The sequence below is a fragment of the Sphingomonas sp. UYAg733 genome (assembly GCF_054057355.1).
The window spans coordinates 66710-86084 of record NZ_JBSRZE010000005.1 but is presented as its reverse complement, the minus strand read 5'-3'; the positions used below and the strand labels follow the sequence as shown (position 1 = coordinate 86084).

15 protein-coding genes are annotated in these 19375 nt (G+C 64.2%); 10 read left to right on the top strand and 5 right to left on the bottom strand.

What is annotated here, in order from left to right; all coding sequences use genetic code 11:
- Positions 1-17: 17 nt before the first annotated feature.
- A complete protein-coding gene (locus ACVWZA_RS10980; RefSeq protein WP_457311238.1) occupies positions 18-587 on the bottom strand; it encodes a F0F1 ATP synthase subunit delta in 570 nt (189 codons plus the stop codon).
- Positions 588-807: 220 nt separating this feature from the next.
- Here ACVWZA_RS10980 and ACVWZA_RS10975 point away from each other — a divergent pair, with 220 nt between their 5' ends.
- From ACVWZA_RS10975 to ACVWZA_RS10955, 5 genes are all read left to right on the top strand, one after another.
- Positions 808-2604, top strand: a complete 1797-nt coding sequence (locus ACVWZA_RS10975; RefSeq protein ID WP_457311237.1) for a methyl-accepting chemotaxis protein — start codon at positions 808-810, stop codon at positions 2602-2604.
- A 67-nt stretch (positions 2605-2671) separates the two neighbouring features.
- The gene (locus ACVWZA_RS10970) at positions 2672-3349 is read left to right on the top strand and encodes a dienelactone hydrolase family protein (RefSeq protein ID WP_457311236.1); all 678 of its coding nucleotides are present in this window, start codon (positions 2672-2674) and stop codon (positions 3347-3349) included.
- Positions 3349-4233, top strand: a complete 885-nt coding sequence (locus ACVWZA_RS10965) for an alpha/beta hydrolase (protein ID WP_457311235.1) — start codon at positions 3349-3351, stop codon at positions 4231-4233. The genes ACVWZA_RS10970 and ACVWZA_RS10965 overlap by 1 nt, the downstream gene beginning before the upstream one ends.
- Positions 4234-4251: 18 nt before the next feature.
- Positions 4252-5115 carry a hypothetical protein gene (locus ACVWZA_RS10960; protein WP_457311234.1) on the top strand — a complete coding sequence of 288 codons (864 nt, stop codon included), beginning with the start codon at positions 4252-4254 and terminating at the stop codon, positions 5113-5115.
- 30 nt (positions 5116-5145) lie between these two features.
- Complete coding sequence (locus ACVWZA_RS10955) at positions 5146-6309, top strand: serine hydrolase domain-containing protein (RefSeq protein ID WP_457311233.1); 1164 nt, start codon at positions 5146-5148, stop codon at positions 6307-6309.
- Positions 6310-6382: 73 nt separating this feature from the next.
- On the opposite strand, the gene ACVWZA_RS10950 is transcribed toward ACVWZA_RS10955, so the two are convergent.
- On the bottom strand, positions 6383-8818 hold the full coding sequence (locus ACVWZA_RS10950; protein WP_457311232.1) for a TonB-dependent receptor domain-containing protein: 2436 nt from the start codon (positions 8816-8818) through the stop codon (positions 6383-6385).
- 238 nt (positions 8819-9056) lie between these two features.
- On the opposite strand from ACVWZA_RS10950, the gene ACVWZA_RS10945 reads away from it, so the two are divergent.
- Entirely contained in the window at positions 9057-10040 is a 984-nt protein-coding gene (locus tag ACVWZA_RS10945; RefSeq protein WP_457311231.1) for a LacI family DNA-binding transcriptional regulator, read from the top strand.
- 703 nt (positions 10041-10743) lie between these two features.
- Here ACVWZA_RS10945 and pgmB read toward each other — a convergent pair.
- Both pgmB and ACVWZA_RS10935 read right to left on the bottom strand, forming a co-directional pair.
- Positions 10744-11394, bottom strand: a complete 651-nt coding sequence (gene pgmB, locus ACVWZA_RS10940; RefSeq protein ID WP_457311230.1) for a beta-phosphoglucomutase — start codon at positions 11392-11394, stop codon at positions 10744-10746.
- Positions 11391-13601: a glycoside hydrolase family 65 protein gene (locus ACVWZA_RS10935; protein ID WP_457311229.1), complete on the bottom strand. Its 2211-nt coding sequence runs from the start codon at positions 13599-13601 to the stop codon at positions 11391-11393. Before ACVWZA_RS10935 ends, pgmB begins: the two co-directional genes overlap by 4 nt.
- Before the next feature lie 148 nt (positions 13602-13749).
- Between ACVWZA_RS10935 and ACVWZA_RS10930 the strand changes: the two genes are divergently transcribed.
- The 4 genes from ACVWZA_RS10930 (at position 13750) to ACVWZA_RS10915 (ending at position 17889) form a co-directional block, all read left to right on the top strand.
- Positions 13750-15021 (top strand): MFS transporter, encoded by a 1272-nt coding sequence (locus ACVWZA_RS10930; protein WP_457311228.1) that lies wholly within the window; start codon positions 13750-13752, stop codon positions 15019-15021.
- A 397-nt stretch (positions 15022-15418) separates the two neighbouring features.
- Entirely contained in the window at positions 15419-16453 is a 1035-nt protein-coding gene (gene ada / locus ACVWZA_RS10925; protein ID WP_457311404.1) for a bifunctional DNA-binding transcriptional regulator/O6-methylguanine-DNA methyltransferase Ada, read from the top strand.
- Positions 16453-16920, top strand: coding sequence for a DUF1203 domain-containing protein (locus ACVWZA_RS10920; RefSeq protein WP_457311227.1), 468 nt, complete (start codon positions 16453-16455; stop codon positions 16918-16920). Before ada ends, ACVWZA_RS10920 begins: the two co-directional genes overlap by 1 nt.
- 60 nt (positions 16921-16980) lie before the next feature.
- A complete protein-coding gene (locus ACVWZA_RS10915; RefSeq protein ID WP_457311226.1) occupies positions 16981-17889 on the top strand; it encodes a CPBP family intramembrane glutamic endopeptidase in 909 nt (302 codons plus the stop codon).
- On the opposite strand, the gene ACVWZA_RS10910 is transcribed toward ACVWZA_RS10915, so the two are convergent.
- Positions 17865-19373, bottom strand: a complete 1509-nt coding sequence (locus tag ACVWZA_RS10910) for a S1C family serine protease (RefSeq protein ID WP_457311225.1) — start codon at positions 19371-19373, stop codon at positions 17865-17867. The two genes, ACVWZA_RS10915 and ACVWZA_RS10910, sit on opposite strands and share 25 nt — an antisense overlap.
- Between the last annotated feature and the right edge of the window lie 2 nt (positions 19374-19375).

The window sequence follows — 19375 nt, the reverse complement described above, 5'->3', positions numbered from 1 at the left end:
TGACAGCGCTTTCGCTGTCAGCCTTTCATTGCGTGCGCGAGAGTATTGAGACGAGTCTTGATCGACGAATCGATCATCTGCGAACCGATCTTCACGACCAGCCCGCCAAGCAGGGAGGAATCGACCGACAGGTCGATCGAAACGTCACGACCGATCCGGGTGCGCAGCTGAGACTTCAGCGCATCGACCTGGTCGTCGGTCAGTGGATGAGCGGAGACGACCTCGGCGGTCGTTTCGCCACGGTGATTCGCGGCGAGCGCGCGGAACGACCGGATGATCGCGGGCAGCTCGGCCAGGCGGCGATTCTGCGCCAGCACGCCGAGGAATTTCTTGGTCGTGTCGTCGACGTCGATCACGTCGGCAGCGGCAGCAACGCCTTTGCCGGCATTGGCGCGCGACAGCAGCGGATTGTTGGTCAGTGTGGCGAAGTCGGCCGACTGGTCGAGCGCGGCGCGCACGCGGGCAAGGCTTGCCTCGACCGCGTCGATCATCTTGCCGTCGCGGGCCAGTTCGAACAGCGCGGTCGCGTAGCGTCCGCTCAGGCTCGCCTGGATGCTACCGCCAGAAATACCGTTGGATGTCTCCACGGAGTCGAATTCCTCGTTTGCAACGGGTTTTACCCCATACGAAAAGAGGGCCGCAATCGGCCCCCTTAATGGGTCGCCGCGCGACTAGCATCGGGTTCCCTCGGATGCAAGTTCGACCTTAACTGCGGGAGCCTGAGGCAGGCCATGGACCAGACGTTTTCTTTAAACTGTAACATTTGCTTAACCATGTGTTTGCCTCTTGGCTCGCATAGCGCTGGCCATGACGCTCCCCCCGCTCCGCGCCCGAATCCTTTCCACCCGATTCTGGGTCATGACGATGCCGGCCAAGCTGTTGCTTGCCTGGAGCAGGGGCAAAGACAGCAGCATCCGCAGTCAGCTGCGCCGCATCGTCTGGGCCTTGCTCGCAATTCAGGGCGTGCTGGCAGTGGCGTTGATCGGTACCACCCTGATCACCAGCCACGGCGTCAGGTCGCTCGTGCTCGATCGGCTCTATCCGATGGGTGAGCTTCAACAGGTCAATGATTCCTATGCGGCGGCTTTGCTCACCGCGCACAAGGTGAACAGCGGCAACCTCTCGGCCCAAGGAGCGATCAGTGCGATCGACGAATCGCGGGCGGTGATCGACACCAGTTGGGCCAGTTTTCGCGCGCATCGGCTCGATCAGCGTCATGACGACGCCGTTGCGCGGATTTCGGCGGCGCGCGGCGATGCCGACCGCGCGATCGACCGGCTGGAAAAAATGCTCCGGGAGCGCCGGGCCGATCAGCTCGATTTCTTCATCAGCGGCGGACTCTATGCCGCGATCGATCCGCTGACGGTGGAAAGCAATGCGTTGATCGGCGGATTGCGCGCCGATGCGGCGTTGGAACGGACCGCGCTCGAACGGGGCTTCACCATGGTCTATTGTGTGGCGGCGATCGTCACGCTCCTGGCGATGCTCATCGGCGTGTGGGGCATGCGCATGCTGGCGTCGCGCATCGAAGTTCCGCTGGCGGAGATTGCTGCAACAACGCGGGAGATCACGCTCGACCGCGACGGTTCGCCGATTCCCGGGCTCGACCGCCGCGATGAGATCGGGGAGATTGCCCGCGCGCTCGATTTCGCGCGGCGGCGGTCGCGGGACGCGCGCCGCCTGCGCGACGAATCGCGCCACAGCGCTGATGCACTGCGCCGCTCGCAGACCAATGAAGTCGCCGCGCGGGCGCGGCGTGCCGCCGATCTCGATGCGCTGTTCGCCGCATTCGAAGTCGAGGCAGGCGCCATCGTCGGTCAGCTGGCGCTGGCCGGCCCCACGCTATGCGAGACGGCGAGCGCCATGTCCGTTGAAGCGGGGGCGACCGAGCATCATGCGCTCGCCACCGCAGCTCTGACTGAACAAAGCGCGGCGAGTGTGCGCACTATCGGCCATTCGGGTGCTGCGCTGGCCGAGGCGATCGAACGCATCAGCGATGCGGCAAACGCCTCGCGCACGGGCGCGCGCACGGCACGCGCACGCACGATAGAGGGGCGCACGCACGCCGAATCGCTCGGCATGCTGGTTGGCGAGATCGCCAGCGTGCTCGACGTCATTGCCGAAGTCGCGGGCCAGACCAATTTGCTGGCGCTCAACGCCACGATCGAGGCGGCCCGTGCCGGTGAAGCGGGGCGCGGCTTTGCGGTGGTCGCCGAAGAGGTCAAGGGTCTGGCGCGCCAGACCCAGGTCGCCGCCGGCCGGATCGAAGGGCGGCTTGCCGCGGTCAAGGCGGCGAGCGACACCGTGTTGTCGACGATCCAGTCGATCGATGGGCTGGTCGCCGATCTCGATCAATCCGCCGCCAATGTCGCCGATGCGGTGCAGGAACAGCGCGGCATGGCCCGCCTGATCGCGGTCGCCATCGCCGAGGTCGAAGGCGGCACGGCCGACGCCGCCGCCAACATGCAGGTGCTGCGCGAACGCGCCGAACATTCGCGCAAGACTGCCGATCGTGCGCTTTCGACAGCCGAAGGGGTGGCGGGCGGCGTGGATACCCTGCGCGGCCAGATCAACCGGCTGATCGTCAATGTCCGCGCCGCCTGACCGGAAGGGTTAGACAAGCGCGCGGTCCGCTTTAGTAGTTGCCGTCGATGATCGATGGAGCACGCGCATGACTGGCACGATGGAAAAGATGACGATGTCCGATGGCGCGGGGATCGGCGTCTATCAGGCGCAGCCCGCGGGAGAACGGCGCGGCGGGCTGGTGCTGGTACAGGAAATCTTCGGCGTCACCGACCATATCCGCGATCTGGCCGATGACTATGCCGCTGACGGTTATGAAGTCTTCGCACCCGCTCTGTTCGACCGCGAACACCCCGGCTTCGAGGCCGAATATGGCGGCGAGGGCCTCGCGCGCAGCATCGAACTGGCGCGTCAGCTCCACCCGTTCGACTTGTCGCTGGCCGATGTGCAGACCTGTGTCGATGCGCTTGCCGCAAAGGGGCCGGTGTTCGTTGTCGGTTATTGCTACGGCGGCTCGATCGCCTGGTTCGCCGCGACGCGGATGAACAACGTCGCCGCCGCCTCGGGTTATTATGGCAGCCTCATCCCCGGCGCTTCGGCCGAAATACCCAAGGCACCGGTGATCCTGCATTTCGGGCGCTTCGACACCGGCATCCCGATGGACGGCGTGGAAAAGGTCATGGCTGCCGATCATCCCAACGCGACGGTTCATATCTATGAGGCCGGGCATGGCTTCAACTCCGACCGGCGTAAGGATTATCATGAGCCGAGCGCCGATCTGGCCAAGGAACGGACACTCGAATTGTTCGAGGCGAACGCACGTTGATGCGCATCGGTGATACAATGCCATGGCTGCTGGGGAGCGTGTTGGCGCTCTATCTGGCCGCGCTGGGCGCATTTTATATCTTCCAGCGAATCTTCTATTATCCGGCGCCGGGCGGCGGGCTGACGCTCGCCGAGGGTCCCGGGCCCGGTTTCCAGGATATGTCGCTCACCACCAGCGATGGGTTGGTCCTGCGCGCTTTCTATCATCCTCCGCGGCCGGGCCGGCCGACCCTGGTCTTCTTTCACGGCAATGGCAGCGATGTGAACGGCAGCGAGGCGGCGACGCGCGCCTTTGCCGACCAGGGCTATGGCGTGCTGCTGCCGGAATATCGCGGCTATGGAGGCAATCCCGGCACCCCGAACGAACAGGATTTGTACCGCGACGGTGCGGCGGGCATCTACTGGCTGGAGAATAATCGCCTGCCGCTCAAGGACATCGTCCTGATCGGCAATTCGCTCGGCTCGGGCGTCGCCACCGAACTGGCCACGCGAAAGAAGGTCGGGGGCCTGATCCTCGTGTCCGGGTTCTCCAGTCTGGCGCGGGTGGTCGGACAGCATTACCCCTATATCCCGACTATTCTGGTTCGCGACCGGTTCGACAATCGCGCCAAGATCGGCCGGGTCACTGCGCCGATCCTGCTCTATCACGGCACCGCCGATACCGTGGTGACGGTCAGTAACGGCCGCACGCTTGCCAAGGCACAGCCGGCGGCGACCTTCGCGCTCGAACGCGGGGCGGGGCATGACCTGATGTACATGCCGGTAGCGACGCGGCTTATCTCCGCCTGGCTGCGGGATCACTTTCCGATACCCGAGCCGTTGCCGCCGGATTCCGGCGCGCCGCTTGACCATCGCGATGGATCGGTGTCGAACTCTTCAACCTAATAGCGCGGAGCGGGGGCGATGGACGTCGAACTGGCCGAAGAGCGGGTACTGGTCGTACGCGACCGCTTCTCGATGGACCATGCAGAAGGACGTGCCTGGACCAAGCGGGTTGAGGCGTTCGGGACAATGGCGAAGCTGACTGGCTTCCTCACGCGGCCGCGCGACGAAGAGTTCGAGATCGTCTATCGCGAACGGCGGCTGCAGCCCTTCTGGCGAATCTCCTGCACCGCGCTGCATGTCTATCAGCGCAATCGCGACTATCGCGTGGCGGTGGCGGCTAATGTTCAGGAAGTGATGCTGGAAGGGATGCTGCGGCCCGTCAGAGACGGTGCCTTCACTGTCTCGGGGGTCGAGCATTGCCGCGACGAGACGGAGCGAGACTATCTGTTCGACGCGATCCGCGGCACGCCCGATGCGGCGCTGTCGGCCCATCTCAAATTTGAAGCCGATGTGTCGGACGCCGGGACACTGGCGGCGGCGACCCTGGCCGGCACCGTGGTCGTGCCACCCGAAGCCAAGGCGTCGATGCTGGTGCGCGACGTGCTCGCCGGCTCGATCGTGCGGATCGAGGCCGATCGCGTGCAGGAGGAGAAACTGTCGCTCCATCTGATCGATCTCTATTACCGCCCGGTCTATGCCTTTCGCTATCGCTGGCAGGGCAAGGAGGCGGTGGTCGAATTCGACGGTGTCACCGGGGAGACGCGCATTGGCGGCTCCACCTTCGAGCAGCATGTCGGCAAGCTGGTCGATGCCGAATTTCTGCTCAATGCCGGGGTTGAGGCGGCCGGCCTGTTCATCCCGGGTGTACGCCTTGCCGAGATCGTCATCACCCGGTCGCTCGCCGCCAAGCGCGACAGCGGTAATCCGCGTGCCAAGCTTTAACCTCGACCTGCCGTGATATGGAGATGATGGATGCTGAGAACGTTGGGCATGGCCATGGCATTGACGATCGCTTCCACATCCCCCGCCATCGCGGAACCCGGTCACCCTGCACTCGACACGCTGGTCAAGGCCGGCATGGCGGAGACCGGCGCGAAGGGCATCGCGATCGCCTATATCGATCATGGCCAGGTCGTGTTCGCGCGCAGCTGGGGCGCGCGTAACGCGAACGGCGATCCGCTCACCCCCGACACGGTCATGTACGGCGCCTCGCTGACCAAGACGGTGTTCGGGAATTTCGTCATGCAACTGGTCGAAGAGGGGCGCATCGACCTCGACCGCTCGATCGCCGACTATCTGCCTAAGCCGCTGCCCGATTATGCCGGTCCGACGATCGAGAACCGTTATGCGCGGTGGAGCGATCTCGCTGGCGACGAACGCTGGCGCAAGCTGACCCCGCGCATCCTGCTCAACCATGGCTCGGGCTTCGCTAATTTCGGCTTTATGGAACCCGACGGCAAACTGCGTTTCCACTTCGATCCGGGCACGCGTTATTCCTATTCCGGCGACGGGATCATCCTGTTGCAGTTCGTGCTCGAAGCCGGGCTCGGCCTCGACATCGGTGCGGAGATGCAGAAGCGCATCTTCGACAAGGTCGGCGCGACCCACACCGGGATGATGTGGCGGCCCGATTTCGCCACCAACCTCGCCGATGGCTGGCAGGGCGACGGCAAGGTCGAGCCGCATGACGAACGCAGCAAACCGCGCGCGGCCGGATCGATGGACACGACGATCACCGACATGGCGAAGATCGCGGCGTCCTATATGCGCGGCGACGGACTCAAGCCGGCGTCACGCGCGGCGCTCGTCCGACCGCAATTGCCGATCAGGACGGCAAGCCAGTTCCCGATGCTCGCGCCCGATCTACCGGTGGCGCAACGCCATCCCGATCTCGCGGCGGGGCTCGGCGTGGTGACTTTCAAGGGGCCGCAAGGGCCGGGCTTCTACAAGGGCGGCCATAACGACAGCACCGGCAATATCTGGGTATGCGTCGAAAAGGCACGGCGCTGCGTCGTCATCCTGTCCAACGACGTCCGCGCCGAACCGCTCTTCCCGCGCCTGACCAGGGCATTGCTCGGCGATACCGGTGTGCCCTGGGCGTGGGAATATGGCGATCTGCCCTGGACGAAGCCTTAGCAGTGGTCGCTGTCTGTTGGCGCAGACAAATCCGTGAACCGGCATCCGGGCGCGAACCCGGATGCCGTACTTCTCAGAATTTGTACCCGATGCTGAAACGCGCCGAACGGCCAAGGATCGGACGCGCGAGAATGGCGCCGGCGCCGGGCGTGGCCAGGCTGCGCGGATTGCCTTCGGTCAACCCGATCGCGTTGGTGATATTATCGACTGTCGCCTGCAGCTTGACCCGGTCGTTGAGATCCAGCGCCACGCCCGCGTCCCATTTGATGTAATTGGGCAGCAACTGCGTGTTCTGGACGTCGGAGAAGCGATCGCCGATATACGATACCGTGGTGAACAGGCTGGCAATATGGTCGCCGAAATGCGCTTCATAGGACGGCGACACGTGCCACTGCCATTTCGGCTGGCGCTGGACATTATTGCCGGTCAGGTTGGTTGCGCCACCGTCGGTGAAGAAGTCCTGATACTTCGCCGCGAGATAGGTGCCACCAAAGCCGATCGAAACGCCCTTGGCCGGCCGGATCGCTCCTTCCAGCTCGAACCCGGTGGTCTTCGCGCCACCGACCGAGGCGATCGGCGCACCGGAAACGATCACCGTCGTGGTCAGGCCCTTGAAGTCGTTGTGGAACAACGTGCCGTACAAATTGAGCATGCCGGTCGAGATCTTGATCCCGCCTTCATAAGTGTCGACTTGCTGCGTCAGCGTCAGCCCATCGCGCAGATTGTCGAAGAACGGGAAGCTGTGGCCCCGGCTGTAACGCAGGAACGCGCCGATCTGGTCGGTCACGTCGTAATTGGCGCCCGCCGTCCAGGAGAATTCATCGCCGCGATATTTGATCGTCGAGAAAGTGCCGTTCAGCACCGCGGTGTTGTTGTCGTACAGGGTATTTAGGTTGCCGTCGGTGTTCACGCCGTTGCTATTATTCTCCAGCGTCCCGTCGACCTTGTGATTCTGCCAGCGGATGCCGCCATCGACGCGAAGCTTGTCGGTGACCTGGAATTCGTCGACCGCGTAGAATGCGATATCCTCACCGGTATAACCGGCGTTGACGTTGAAGAACGACCCGCCCGAAAATCCGTTGCGCGTCACCTGGCGTCCGTCGGCCAGGACCAGGTCGAGCCGGCGGGCATTGGGCTCGGCGGTCAGCAACTGGGCATTGCCCAGATTCCACTGATCGTTGGACGAATAGTTCGCATAATAACCGCCGACGGTCAGCGTGTTGCCGCCGGACTTATAAGCGACCGAGAAATCGTTGACGAAGGATTCGATCTGCTTGCGAACCGTCCATAGCCCGACCTCGATGACTTGCTGGTTTGCCGCATTGGGCACCAGCGCGCCACCGTTGGTATAACGCAGGCTGCCGATCGCGCCGCCGGAGAAGCCGGCGGCGTAGGACGCCGCGGTTTGTGGCGGCGCGCCGGCCGGCACCATCCCGGTCGTGTCGGCATCGCCGCTGAGATAGCTGATCCGGTCGCGCACGGTGAAATTGTCATTCAGGTCGTAATTGAAATTGACCCCGAAATTGACGATCCGCGCGCCGCGTCCATCGGCCAGATCGACCTTCGACCCGTCGTTGCGCGTGGCGAACCGCGTTTCGTTGCCGGCAAAGGTGCCGGTGCCCGCATCGAAGCCGGGGAATTCGGAGATCTTGTCGCCATTCTGGATCACCGGAATCGGCAACAGCCACTGGCCGCGATCGTTGAGATAACGCCCGAACACCAGCAGCGAACCGCGTCCGCCAAAGTCGTGGCGGATATTGGCGGTGATCTGGCCGCCGCGCTCGGCACGGAACTGCGCATCGCGCACGCCGCGCGAATTGGCGTAATAACCACCGACCATGAATGTCGTGTCGTCGTTGATCGGTCCCGACACATAACCATCGGCACGCACTTCACCGAAGGTGGTCGCGCTCAGCTTGCCATATCCGGCGAAATCCTGGCTGCCTTCACGCTGGACGAAGTTGATCGTCAGGCCCGGCTGGCCCGAGGAGAACAAGGCGCCGGTCCCGCCGCGCACCGCTTCGACCCGCTTCAGCGTCTCGTCGACCCGGATCAGCTGGGTGTTTTCCAGGAAGGACAAGGTCGACGGCGGAAAGAACGGCACGCCTTCGCTCTGGATCGTGACATATTCGGCATCGCCGCCCGACGGATAACCACGCACGAAGATGTTCGCGCCATTCTGCCCGCCCGAACTCTCCGCGCTGACGCCCGGAATGCCCTGGAACAATGCGGCGGTGCTCGGCGGGGCGAGCTTTTCGATTGCCGCGCTGTCGATCGTGGTCAGCGCGAACGCCGCATCCTGGCGGCGCGTGCCGGCACCGGCGGTACCGATCACGATGATGTCGCTGCTATCCGGCTCGGCGCCATCCGCTTGGGCGGCGGCCGCCTGATCGTCAGCGGCAGGGGTTTCCTGCGCGAAGGCGGGGGATGCGGCGGCAAGCGCGGCGATCAACGCCAGCGGAGCCAGTCCTGCCGACAAACGGGTAAGACGATGTTGAAACCGGGCCATGACTTGTCCTCCTCCTGCGTGGCGCCGTCATTGGTTGGCGGGCCTTTCGATGGATCGTGGTCTATGCGAGTCTGAAATGCATTTCAAGCATTCTTGCAACGGATCGGAAACGAACCGGCGTTTGTTGATCGCGGCAAGACCCGATATGGCATATCGATGAACAGCACGCCGGACACTCACCGTGAATGATATACCGAAGGGCCGGGGCGACCGGCAGCCTCGGTCGATGGCGGTGAACATGGGCGATATCGCCCGGCTCGCCAATGTCTCGAAGCCGACCGTTTCGCGTGTCCTCAACGGCAGTCCGCTGGTCACCGCGGCGACGCGCGACCGCGTGCTGGAGGTGGCACGGGCGCAGGGTTATGCGGTAAACCGCAACGCGCAGAAACTGCGTCAGCTGCGCACCGACACGATCGCGGTCGTGCTCGATTTCGGCTCGCACCGTGCCGGCCGCATTGCCGATCCCTTCATTTTCGAACTGCTCGCCGGCGTGTCCGAGGCGTTGTCGGTGCGCAATCAGGATCTGCTGCTCTCACCGCCCGGACTGGTCGATGCGAAAAGCTGCCTCGACTTGCTCAGCGCCCGTGCGACGGACGGCTTCATCTTTCTCGGTCAGGGCGGGCGCGATCCGCTGCTCAAGGAACTGGCGCGAAGCAAGGCGCCGTTCGTCGTCTGGGGCGCGGTCGAACCGGCCGATAATTACTGCGCGGTGGGTAGCGACAATCGCCTCGGTGGGACCTTTGCCGGCGAACTGTTTCTGAAACGCGGCGCAAAACGCTGGCTGTTCATCGGCAATACCGACCATGCCGAGATCCGCCTCCGTTTCGAAGGAATGCGCCAGGCCGCGCGCGATGCCGGGGCGGATGTGGTGATCGACCGCTTGCCGGTCGAACATATGGCCTATGCCTCGGCCCATTCGGAGGCCGCGGCGTGGCTGCGCGATCATCCCGTGCCGGATGCGGTGTTCACCTTTTCCGACACTGCGGCGATGGCGGTGATCAGCGCGTTCCGCGAAGCCGGCCTGGTCGCACCACGCGATTATTCGCTGGTCGGCTACAACAACATTCCGCCCGCCGCGCACTTCAACCCGGCGATCACCACGATCGAACAGGAAACGCATCTCGCCGGTGCGATCCTGGTCGAAAAACTGATGCAGCAAGTCGATGGCGGTCGCGCGCGCTCGACCGTGCTCCCGACCCGGATGATCATCCGCGAGACGTGATCGGCTGGGCCTTCCCGGTTCGCCCGTGCGTCTGTCCAAAAGCAAGGTCGTAGATTCATAAAAGCGGCCAGACCGCTTCCGACCAGTTGCGGACATAACGGCTCACTATACGACAACGTATTGCTGCGTTACGTTCATGGGCTAAAGGGCGCTTATGATCGTCGGACTGACTGCCCTTGCCTCATTCATCGCCGGAATGATCGCGAACAATTACGCGGCCAGCACGAGCATCGTAAGGGGCGATAGTATCTGGACCGGATGGCGGCGACGAGCGCTTTTCGGCACAGCCGCGATGATTGCGCCATGGGCGGTTTACTTTTTGGTCGGCGGGTTGATCGCTCTGACGTGGTCCACATGAAGACTGCTTCGCGACATGTCTGACCAAAGCGGTCGTTCCGCAATCCACCCAATGTCGGACATTCCATGGTCAAAATAGCTCCATCTAGCGGCATTAGTACCGCAAAAAAAATACACACCCTCAACGCCTGCTAAAAGGCAACTTGTGTGGCAAACCGAGGGCGGATTGAATCGACCCTCTGCATCGGAAACGATTAGGTTACCCTCACGGAGGCAAGCTGACCTCATCGCATTGGTAGTTTGGCTAGATAATGCCGCTCTTTTTGGACAGAAGCCGGACAGTATTTGGTTCAAGGTCGCCAGACTGCCAGCAAAACGGCGCTAGGGAGCCTGCTCGGTCAGCGCCTTAGCGCGCGAGCAACACCGCAAGATCGACCGCCGCAGTAGATGCAAATACCGCATCCGCATCGTGCAGCACGACCGGGTCGCCAATGCCCACCGCGACCATACCCGCCGCGCGAATCGCGGCAATCCCCGCCGCCGCATCCTCGAATCCCACAGCCTGCCCAGGTGCCACGCCAAGCGCGTCGCTGCACGCCAGGAAGATATCCGGCGCCGGCTTGGGATGTGCCACCGCTCCGGCATCGGCGACGAAGTCGAACCGCCCGGCGATACCAAGCCGGTCGAGCACCAGCGGCGCGTTGCGGCTCGCCGATGCGACTGCGCAGCGCAATCCCGCCGCGCGACATGCCGCGACCAGCGCTTCGGCGCCCGGCAACAGGTCGGCGGGCGACATTGTGGCAACCGCATCCAGATAATAACCGTTCTTGCGCGTCGCCGCCTCGGTCATTGCGGCGTCGTCCATCGCGACGTCGCCCAGCGCCAGGATATGACGCAGCGACCCGATCCGATCGACACCCTTCAGCGCTTCGTTATCGGCCTCGGTGAAACCGATGCCCAGTTCGTCCGCGATCCGTTTCCACGCCGCGAAATGCGCGGTCGCGCTGTCGGCGAGCACCCCGTCGAGATCGAAGATGGCGGCGGCGAAGCGGCTCATCGGATCAGCGCCACCGGGCTCGTCACCCCGGGCAGGAGATCGACCGGCACGTCGTTGTGAAAGATCGTCAGCGCCGCACCGGTATCGATCCGGTAACGCGCCTCGGTCCCATCGACCTCGACCATTACCCGGCGTCCGCGATACCGCACCGCAAAGCTGTAACGGCCGAGCGACGGCACCGCGATCGGCTCGAAACTCAGCCGCCCGTCATGGCTGCGCATGCCACCGAAACCCATGACCAGCGCATTCCAGGCGCCGGCCAGCGCCGCCATGTGCAATCCGTGGTCGCTGTTGGCGAACAAATTGGACAAGTCGGTCAGCGCCGACACGCGCCAGTAATGCGCGGCGCGATCGGCATCGCCGATGCCGGCCGCCGCCGCTGCGAACACGCTCGCCGACAGCGTCGAATCATGCACCGTCACCGCTTCATAGGCGCTCAGCATCGCGCGCCGCGTCTCGCGGTCGAACGCTTCGCGCAGCAAGACGATCGCAAGTACCGCATCGGCCTGTTTGGCGACCCGGTGCCGATAAATGGTCAGTGGATGATAATGGATCAGCAATGGATAGTCGCTGTCCGGCGTGGTCTCGAACGGCCAGGGTTGCTTGCCGAAAAACCCATCGTCCTGCGCCGGTATCTGTCGCTCCTCGTCGAACGGCAGGAACATCGTCTCGGCGGCCCGGATCATGCGCGCCGCCTCGTCGTCCGACAACAATGCGCGCGCCTCGGCAACTGCGAACCGCAGATGCTCGGCGGCAAGCAGGTTGGTGTAGAGATTATTGTCGACCAGCGCCGAATATTCGTCCGGCCCGGTCACCCGGTTGATCACGAACGCATCGTCTCGCGCCGGATCGTGATAACCGATCTCCAGCCAGATCCGCGCCGTCTCGGCGAGCATCTCGGCACCGCCCTCGGCCAGGATCGTGCGGTCGCCGCTCGCCTCGACATAGAGTTTCAGCGCATGGCCGATATCCGCGTTGATGTGATATTGCGCCGATCCAGCCGGGAAGAAGGATGAACATTCGCCCCCGCCGATCGTCCGCCAGGGGTAGAGCGCGCCGCGTTGTTGCCCCATCGCGCGCGCATTGGCACGCGCCGCGTCGAGCCCCGAGATTCGCCACGCCAGCATCGCCCGCGCGATCTCCGGTCGGGTATGGACGAACACCGGCAGGACATAGCTGTCGGCATCCCAAAACACATGACCCTCATAGCCCTCGCCGGTCTGGCCCTTGGCGGCGATCGAGGTCGCGCCGTCGCGCCCGACCGCCTGGACGAGCTGGAACAGGCCGTGCCGCAACGCCTGTTCGGCGACCGGACTGTCGGGAAAGCTGATCGCGGCATCGGCCCAGAAGGCGTCGAACCAGGCGTTCTGCTCGGTGGCAAGCGTGTCGAAGCCGGCATTCTGTGCGGCGTCCAGCGCCGCCCTTGCCGTTGCCAGTGCCGCGTCGGCGGCATCGGGACCGCGCTGCGCGGCATAGCTCGCGACGCAATCGATCGTGATCGTTGCGCCGCTCGCCAGCTCGACCGTCTCGCCGCCGGAGGCAAGCGCGGCGACAGCGAACCCGGTGCACCGCAGCCGATCGACCCTTCCGATGATCTCGCCCGCTGCGATCTCGTCGATGACCTCCCAGGGATTGTTGCCGAAGGCCGGGCCGACCCTCGGATCATAGGGGGCGTCGTTGTCCGACGATCCGCCGGCCAGCGGCGGCGGCGATACCGACGATCGCACCGCGACCCGCGTTGCGCCGTTTGCGGCGTGAATTTCCACCCGGCTTGCGACGATCCCGCGCCGTTCCATCGACACCAGCCGCTCGATCCTGATCGCGCAGCCTTTTGCCTCGATCGTCTCGATGCGCACGCCGCGACGGAAATCGAGTTCGACCCTTGTGAAATCGCCCGCCGGCACATCGCCGATCGCGATGTCGATCCTGGTCGCATCGGCGACGGGCAGGCGCGTATCGCTGTTCGCGGCATAGCCGTGCGCTGCCTCATGATAGGCGATCGGCATCGTCTCGAACACGCCGTTGAGATAGATGTCGGACGCGCCGGAGCCCTTTTCGGGTCCGCGCATGCCGATAAAGCCGTTACCAATCGCGAATACCGAAGGGGCATGTGCCAGCAACGCGGCCGCGCCTTCGGCAACGATACGCCATTGATCGCCCGTAAACGGCATTGCCGCCAGGGCGGCATCCGGTACCGCTCGTCCCACCTGCATCCTCCCAGTACCCTGCCTGTCCGCCGGATGCCGGCGGCTGATCCATTGCTTTGATATGCATTTCATAATAGCTTTGACCAAAGGTGCAAGCGTCCGATCCGAAGCGGCGCTGCGACCGACGATAGACCAGGGGGGATCGCGAGTGGCCACGACACGATTGAAGATCGCGATATTCCTCAGTTACGCGATTTTCGCGGTGATGTTGAACAGCGTCGGTACCGTCATCCTGCAGTCGATCGAGCATTTCCATATCGACAAGATCTCGGCGAGCACGCTCGAAGGGTTCAAGGATTTGCCGATCGCGATCACCAGCTTTCTGGTCGCTTCGTTCCTGCCCCGCTTCGGTTATCGCCGTGGCATGATGGTGGGATTGGCACTGGTCGCGCTCGCCTGTCTCGCCATGCCGCTCGTCGACAGTTTCTGGATGACGCGATTGCTTTTCCTCAGCACCGGCATCGGCTTCGCGTTGACTAAGGTCGGCGTCTATTCGCTGGTCGGGCTGCTCACCGACACGCCGCGCGGCCATGCCGGCCTGCTCAACACGATCGAGGGCATGTTCATGCTCGGCGTGCTCAGTGGCTATTGGATCTTCAGCGCCTTTATCGATGCGGGCAATCCGGGTTCGCCCGCCTGGCTTGGCGTTTATTGGTGGCTCGCCGGCGCTGCGGCATTGGCGATCGTCCTGCTTGCGACATCGCCGTTCGACGAAGCCGCCGCGAGCGAGGGCGCCGAAACGCGCACGGCGGCCGGCGATTTCCGCGCGATGCTGGCGCTGGCGACCAAGGCATTGACCCTGGTCTTCATCCTGTCGATCTTCCTCTATGTCCTGATCGAACAAGGCATCGGCACCTGGCTGCCGACTTTCAACCGCGAGATGCTGCATCTCTCGGCGCCGATGAGCGTGCAGGCCGCATCGATCTTCGCCGTCGGCCTCACCGTCGGCCGGCTCGGCGCGGGCGTGATCGTGCGGCGCACCGGCTGGTACCCGCTGCTCAATTTCTGCCTGGTCGCGATGGCGGTGCTGATCGTCGTTGCGCTGCCGCTGGCCAAGGCTACCCACGGCGTCGCGATCACGACCTGGGCGGCGGCGCCCGCTGCCGCCTTCGTCTTCCCGCTGATCGGCCTGTTCATGGCGCCGATCTACCCCGCGCTCAATTCGGCGATCCTCAGCGCGATGCCGCGCGCGGCGCAATCGGCGATGGTCGGTCTGATCGTGGTCTTCTCGGCGCTCGGCGGCACGACGGGCTCGCTGATCGTCGGTCGCGTGTTCGCGGCGGTCGGCGGTACCTCGGCGTTTTACCTCATGCTGATCCCGATCGCCGGCATCATCGCGACGATCGCGGTATTGCGCCCGCTGGTTGCGGCGGACAGCGGCGACCCGTTGCCGAAACCTCGGGATGATGTCGCAACCTGATCGCGACCAGGCTGCCGCCTGTCACATCTGGTTGCATTCATTGTATGCATTGTATGCAATGCAATCATCTCGACCCCGTATCGGTCCCGTCGTCAGGCGTCCGATAGTGATGAGTTAATGTGCTGAAATAAATGCATTATTTACCTAAACCGCTCAATTCGGTCGATTGCTGGGGCATCCGCAAGCGGAACATGGCGTGTACCGTATCAAGATACGGCACAATACGGTGTGTCATATCTCTGCAGTTGGATGTGCGGTTCGATTCAAGCGCGGTTCGACCCGCGCTATCGCCGCAAGCATGGAAACTCGAAGACGGTCTTGGCTTCCTGACATGCCTGCACAGTTTGATCGCAAGCGACGGGATGTAGCCTCCCCTTTACCCGCCTATATCGGCATCATGGAAACCGAGACGATCAATCCAGACACGGCATGGGCGGCTTTTTGCGCCCGCGACCGCAACTTTGACGGGCGCTTCGTCGGCGCGGTGACCAGCACGCGCATCTATTGCAAGCCGAGTTGCCCGGCGCGGCACCCGAAGCGCGAGAATGTGCTGTTCTACCGCAATGCGGCCGAGGCGCGCGCGGCCGGATTCCGCGCCTGCCTGCGCTGCAAGCCGGACGAAGTTGGCCGCGACCGCATCGCCGTCGCCCGCGCCGTCGCCCTGATCGAGGCAGCGGAGGATGTCGTCGCGCTCGACGATCTCGCCGCGCAGGTCGGGTATGCGCCGCATCATTTTCATCGCCTGTTCAAGCGCGCGACTGGGGTGACGCCCGCCGCTTATGCCCGTGGCCTGCGCGCTCAACGCGCCGCCCGCGCGCTGACCGAGGAGGCGACCGTGACCGAAGCGATCTACGAAGCCGGTTACTCCGCACCCAGCCGCTTCTACGAAGGCGGCGCCAAGCGGCTCGGCATGACGCCGAGCGCGTGGAAGCGCGGCGGGGCGGGGGTGACGATCCGCTGGACCATCGCCGATACCAGCCTCGGCGCGATGCTGATTGCCGCGACCGACAAGGGCCTGTGCCGCGTCTCGTTCGATGAGGGCGAGGCGGCGCTGCGGGAACGCTTCCCCAAGGCCGAGATCGTGCCCGGTGGCGCGGCGCTAGCCGATCTCGCCGCGCGGGTCGTCGCCAGCGTCGAATCGCCCGATCGCGACCAGGATCTGCCGCTCGACGTGCGGGGTACCGCGTTTCAGGAGGCGGTGTGGCAGGCACTCCGCCAGATCCCGGTCGGTGAGACGCGCACCTATACCGAACTTGCGACGATCGCCGGCAACCCGCGCGCGGTGCGCGCGGCGGGTACCGCGTGCGGCGCCAACCAGGTCGCTGTGGTCATCCCGTGCCACCGCGCCCAGCGCGCCGATGGCAGCATGGGCGGCTACGCTTATGGCATCGACCGCAAGGTCGTGCTGCGCAATCGTGAAGGAGTCGAATGATGACCTATCGTATTTCCGGCTTGCCGCTCGACGAGTTCGCGCCGCTGTTTGGGCGCAGCGATGCCGAGCTGGCCGAACAGGGCGTGGTTCGGGTCCGCGCCGACCATAAGCCCGGTTATCCGTGCCGTGTCACGCTCGAGGATGCCGAGCCGGGCGAGACCTTGCTGCTGCTCAATTATGAGGATCACAAGGCAGCGACGCCGTTCCGCAGCAGCTATGCGATCTATGTGCGCGAAAGCGCGCTTGCCCCGGCCGAGCTTCATGACAGCTTGCCGGCAGTGTTCGCCAATCGCCGGCTCGCCTTTCGTGCGTTCGACGCGGCGGGTATGCTGCGCGACGCGAACCTGGCGCTGGACGGTGATGCCGATGCGCGCATCCGCGAACTCTTCGCCAATCCCGACATCGCCTATCTTCAGGCGCATAACGCGGCCCCCGGCTGCTTCGCCGCGCGGATCAATCGCGGCTGACCGCGCCCCTTGCGCCGCCGCCGGGTCCGGCTAGGCTGGTGGCATAAAAAGGGGGACGCCATGGAACCGACACTACCCAATACGCCACCGAACAGCATGGTCTGGCGGATCGTGCATTTCCCGCTCGTCTTGCTGGGGATCGGCATCGCCTTCGTCTACGTTGCGATCCGCCTCTCGAATCTCATCAGCCGGTTCGTTCCTCACGCTAATAACGACCTTCTGGCGGTCGTGCTGGCGATCATCGTCGCGGCGATCTTCATCATCCTCTATTGCGTCTTTGTGCGGTTCGTCGAACGACGGCCGACCGTCGCGGATTTCGCTTTGTCGGGCTGGGCCCGTGAGTTGGGCGCCGGCATTTTGATGGGCGCGATCCTCTTCTCGATCGTCATCGGAATCATTGCGCTGTTCGGCGGCTATCGCGTGATCGGGACCAATCCGGCGAGCGTCATGCTGCCAGTCCTCGCAATATCGATCACCTCGGGCGTGACCGAGGAAATCGTGCTGCGAGGCATCATTTTTCGTATCCTCGAATCCTGGCTGGGCAGCTGGATTGCTCTGGCAATCTCGGCGTCCATCTTCGGCGCTGGGCACATCTTCAATCCCAATGCGACACTTGTCGCCAGCGTGGCGATCACGCTGGAGGCCGGCATCATGCTCGCTGCGCTCTATATGATTACCCGTCGACTATGGGCCGCGATTGGATTGCATTTCGCGTGGAATTTCACCCAGGGCGCCATCTACGGCATTCCGATCTCGGGTCTGCAAACGAAGGGCATGCTGGTGCCGTACAGTCCGGGCAGCGACATTCTCACCGGCGGAAAGTTCGGCGCCGAGCAGTCTTTGTCAGCAATGATCATCTGTACCGCGTTCGGTATCGCGCTGCTGGTCATCGCACACCGCCGCGGCCGTTTCGTCGCACCCTTCTGGATGCGTCCAAAGCCGATTCAACCGCCCGTCTTGCAGGAATAGACGATCTTCTCGTTGGGATAGGGCGGCAGTGCGGCGCGGATCGCCGCCTGCTGGCTCGACAGATTGGCGCGCGCGCCGATGTCGGGTGAGCACGCCTTGACCGTGACTTGCGAGCGGACTTTCCGCGCCGCATCCATCTGCCCGGCCGACAGGAGGTAACGCGTATTGGAATAAACCCGCCTGGCCGGGTCGAACTGCAGGATCGACACGGTCTGCTCCTCGGCGGGTACCAGGATGCGGTCCCATTTGCTGCCATTCTCGGCATATTGGGTGCGCCCGTTCATGCAGCCGCCGGCACCCCAGTCGAGCGTCACATCCTCGGTCGAGGACACGGTGACGCGACTCCGCTCGGGCACGACGGTGCATACCAGCTTGCCGATCGCGGCATCGCTGTTGACCGCCACCGGTTCCGCCGTCGCCACCGCGTCGGGCAAGGTGACCTCGCCCGACGGCCGCACCAGGAATATGATGACCGCGGCGACCAGCAGCACGCCGCCGCCGCCCGCTGCCCAGATCGCCCCACGTCGCTCGCCGCGCAGTTCGAGCATCCCCGCGCCGCCGATAACGAGCGCGCCAAGGACCAGCAGCACGGCCGCGATCGCCATGTAATTCTCGCTGCTCCGCGCAGCTTCGGTGCGCGCTTTGATCAGCGCCTGTTCACGTGTCGCCGCCACCTTGCCCGCCGCGTCGAGCTTCGCGCTCTGTGCATCGGCGACCGCGCGCGCATCGGCGTCGCTGTCCTGGCGCAGCCGGTCGGCGATGCTCGTGCACGGCACGCCGACCGCGGCATAGGGCTGATGGGCGGTATGCAGGAACGTCGCCAGCTCGGTATCGGCGATCGCGAAGCCGAAGCTCGAATCGCCTTCCTCGCTTTTGGTCAGCGCGGAATTCACGCCGACCACGCGCCCGCACGGATCGAGCAGCGGGCCGCCCGAATTGCCCCGCGCGATGCTCGCCGTGTGCAGCAGCACCTGGATATCGGTCAGCATCCGCCGCCCGGAGAACACGCCTTCCGACCGCACCGGCGAGAGCGGGCGGATATAGTCCGCGGCCGATCGCGCGGTCGCGATATCGACATTGCCGGGATAGCCCAGCGCGGTGACCGACCCGCCCTCGTCGACCGGCCCGGTATAGAGCGCGAGCGTCGGCAGGTTCACGCCCTTGAATTCGATCAGCGCGAGGTCGCGCGCCGCATCCAGCGCGATGACCTTGCCCTCATAGGATTTGTCGCCCTCCGACGGCACGATCCCGACCACGACATTGTCGGGATAACGCGCGGCGAGTTCGACGACATGCGCGTTGGTGACGACCCGGTTGGGCGCGACCGCAAAGCCGCTGCCATGGCCGAAATCGACCACCTTCTCATCGACCACCGCGATCGTCACGACCCGCACCACCCCCCGCGCCGAGGCGGAGATGTCGTCGGCGCGGGCGGGGGTCGGCATGACCATCAGCAACGCCAGAAATAGCATCAGTCGTGCCATGG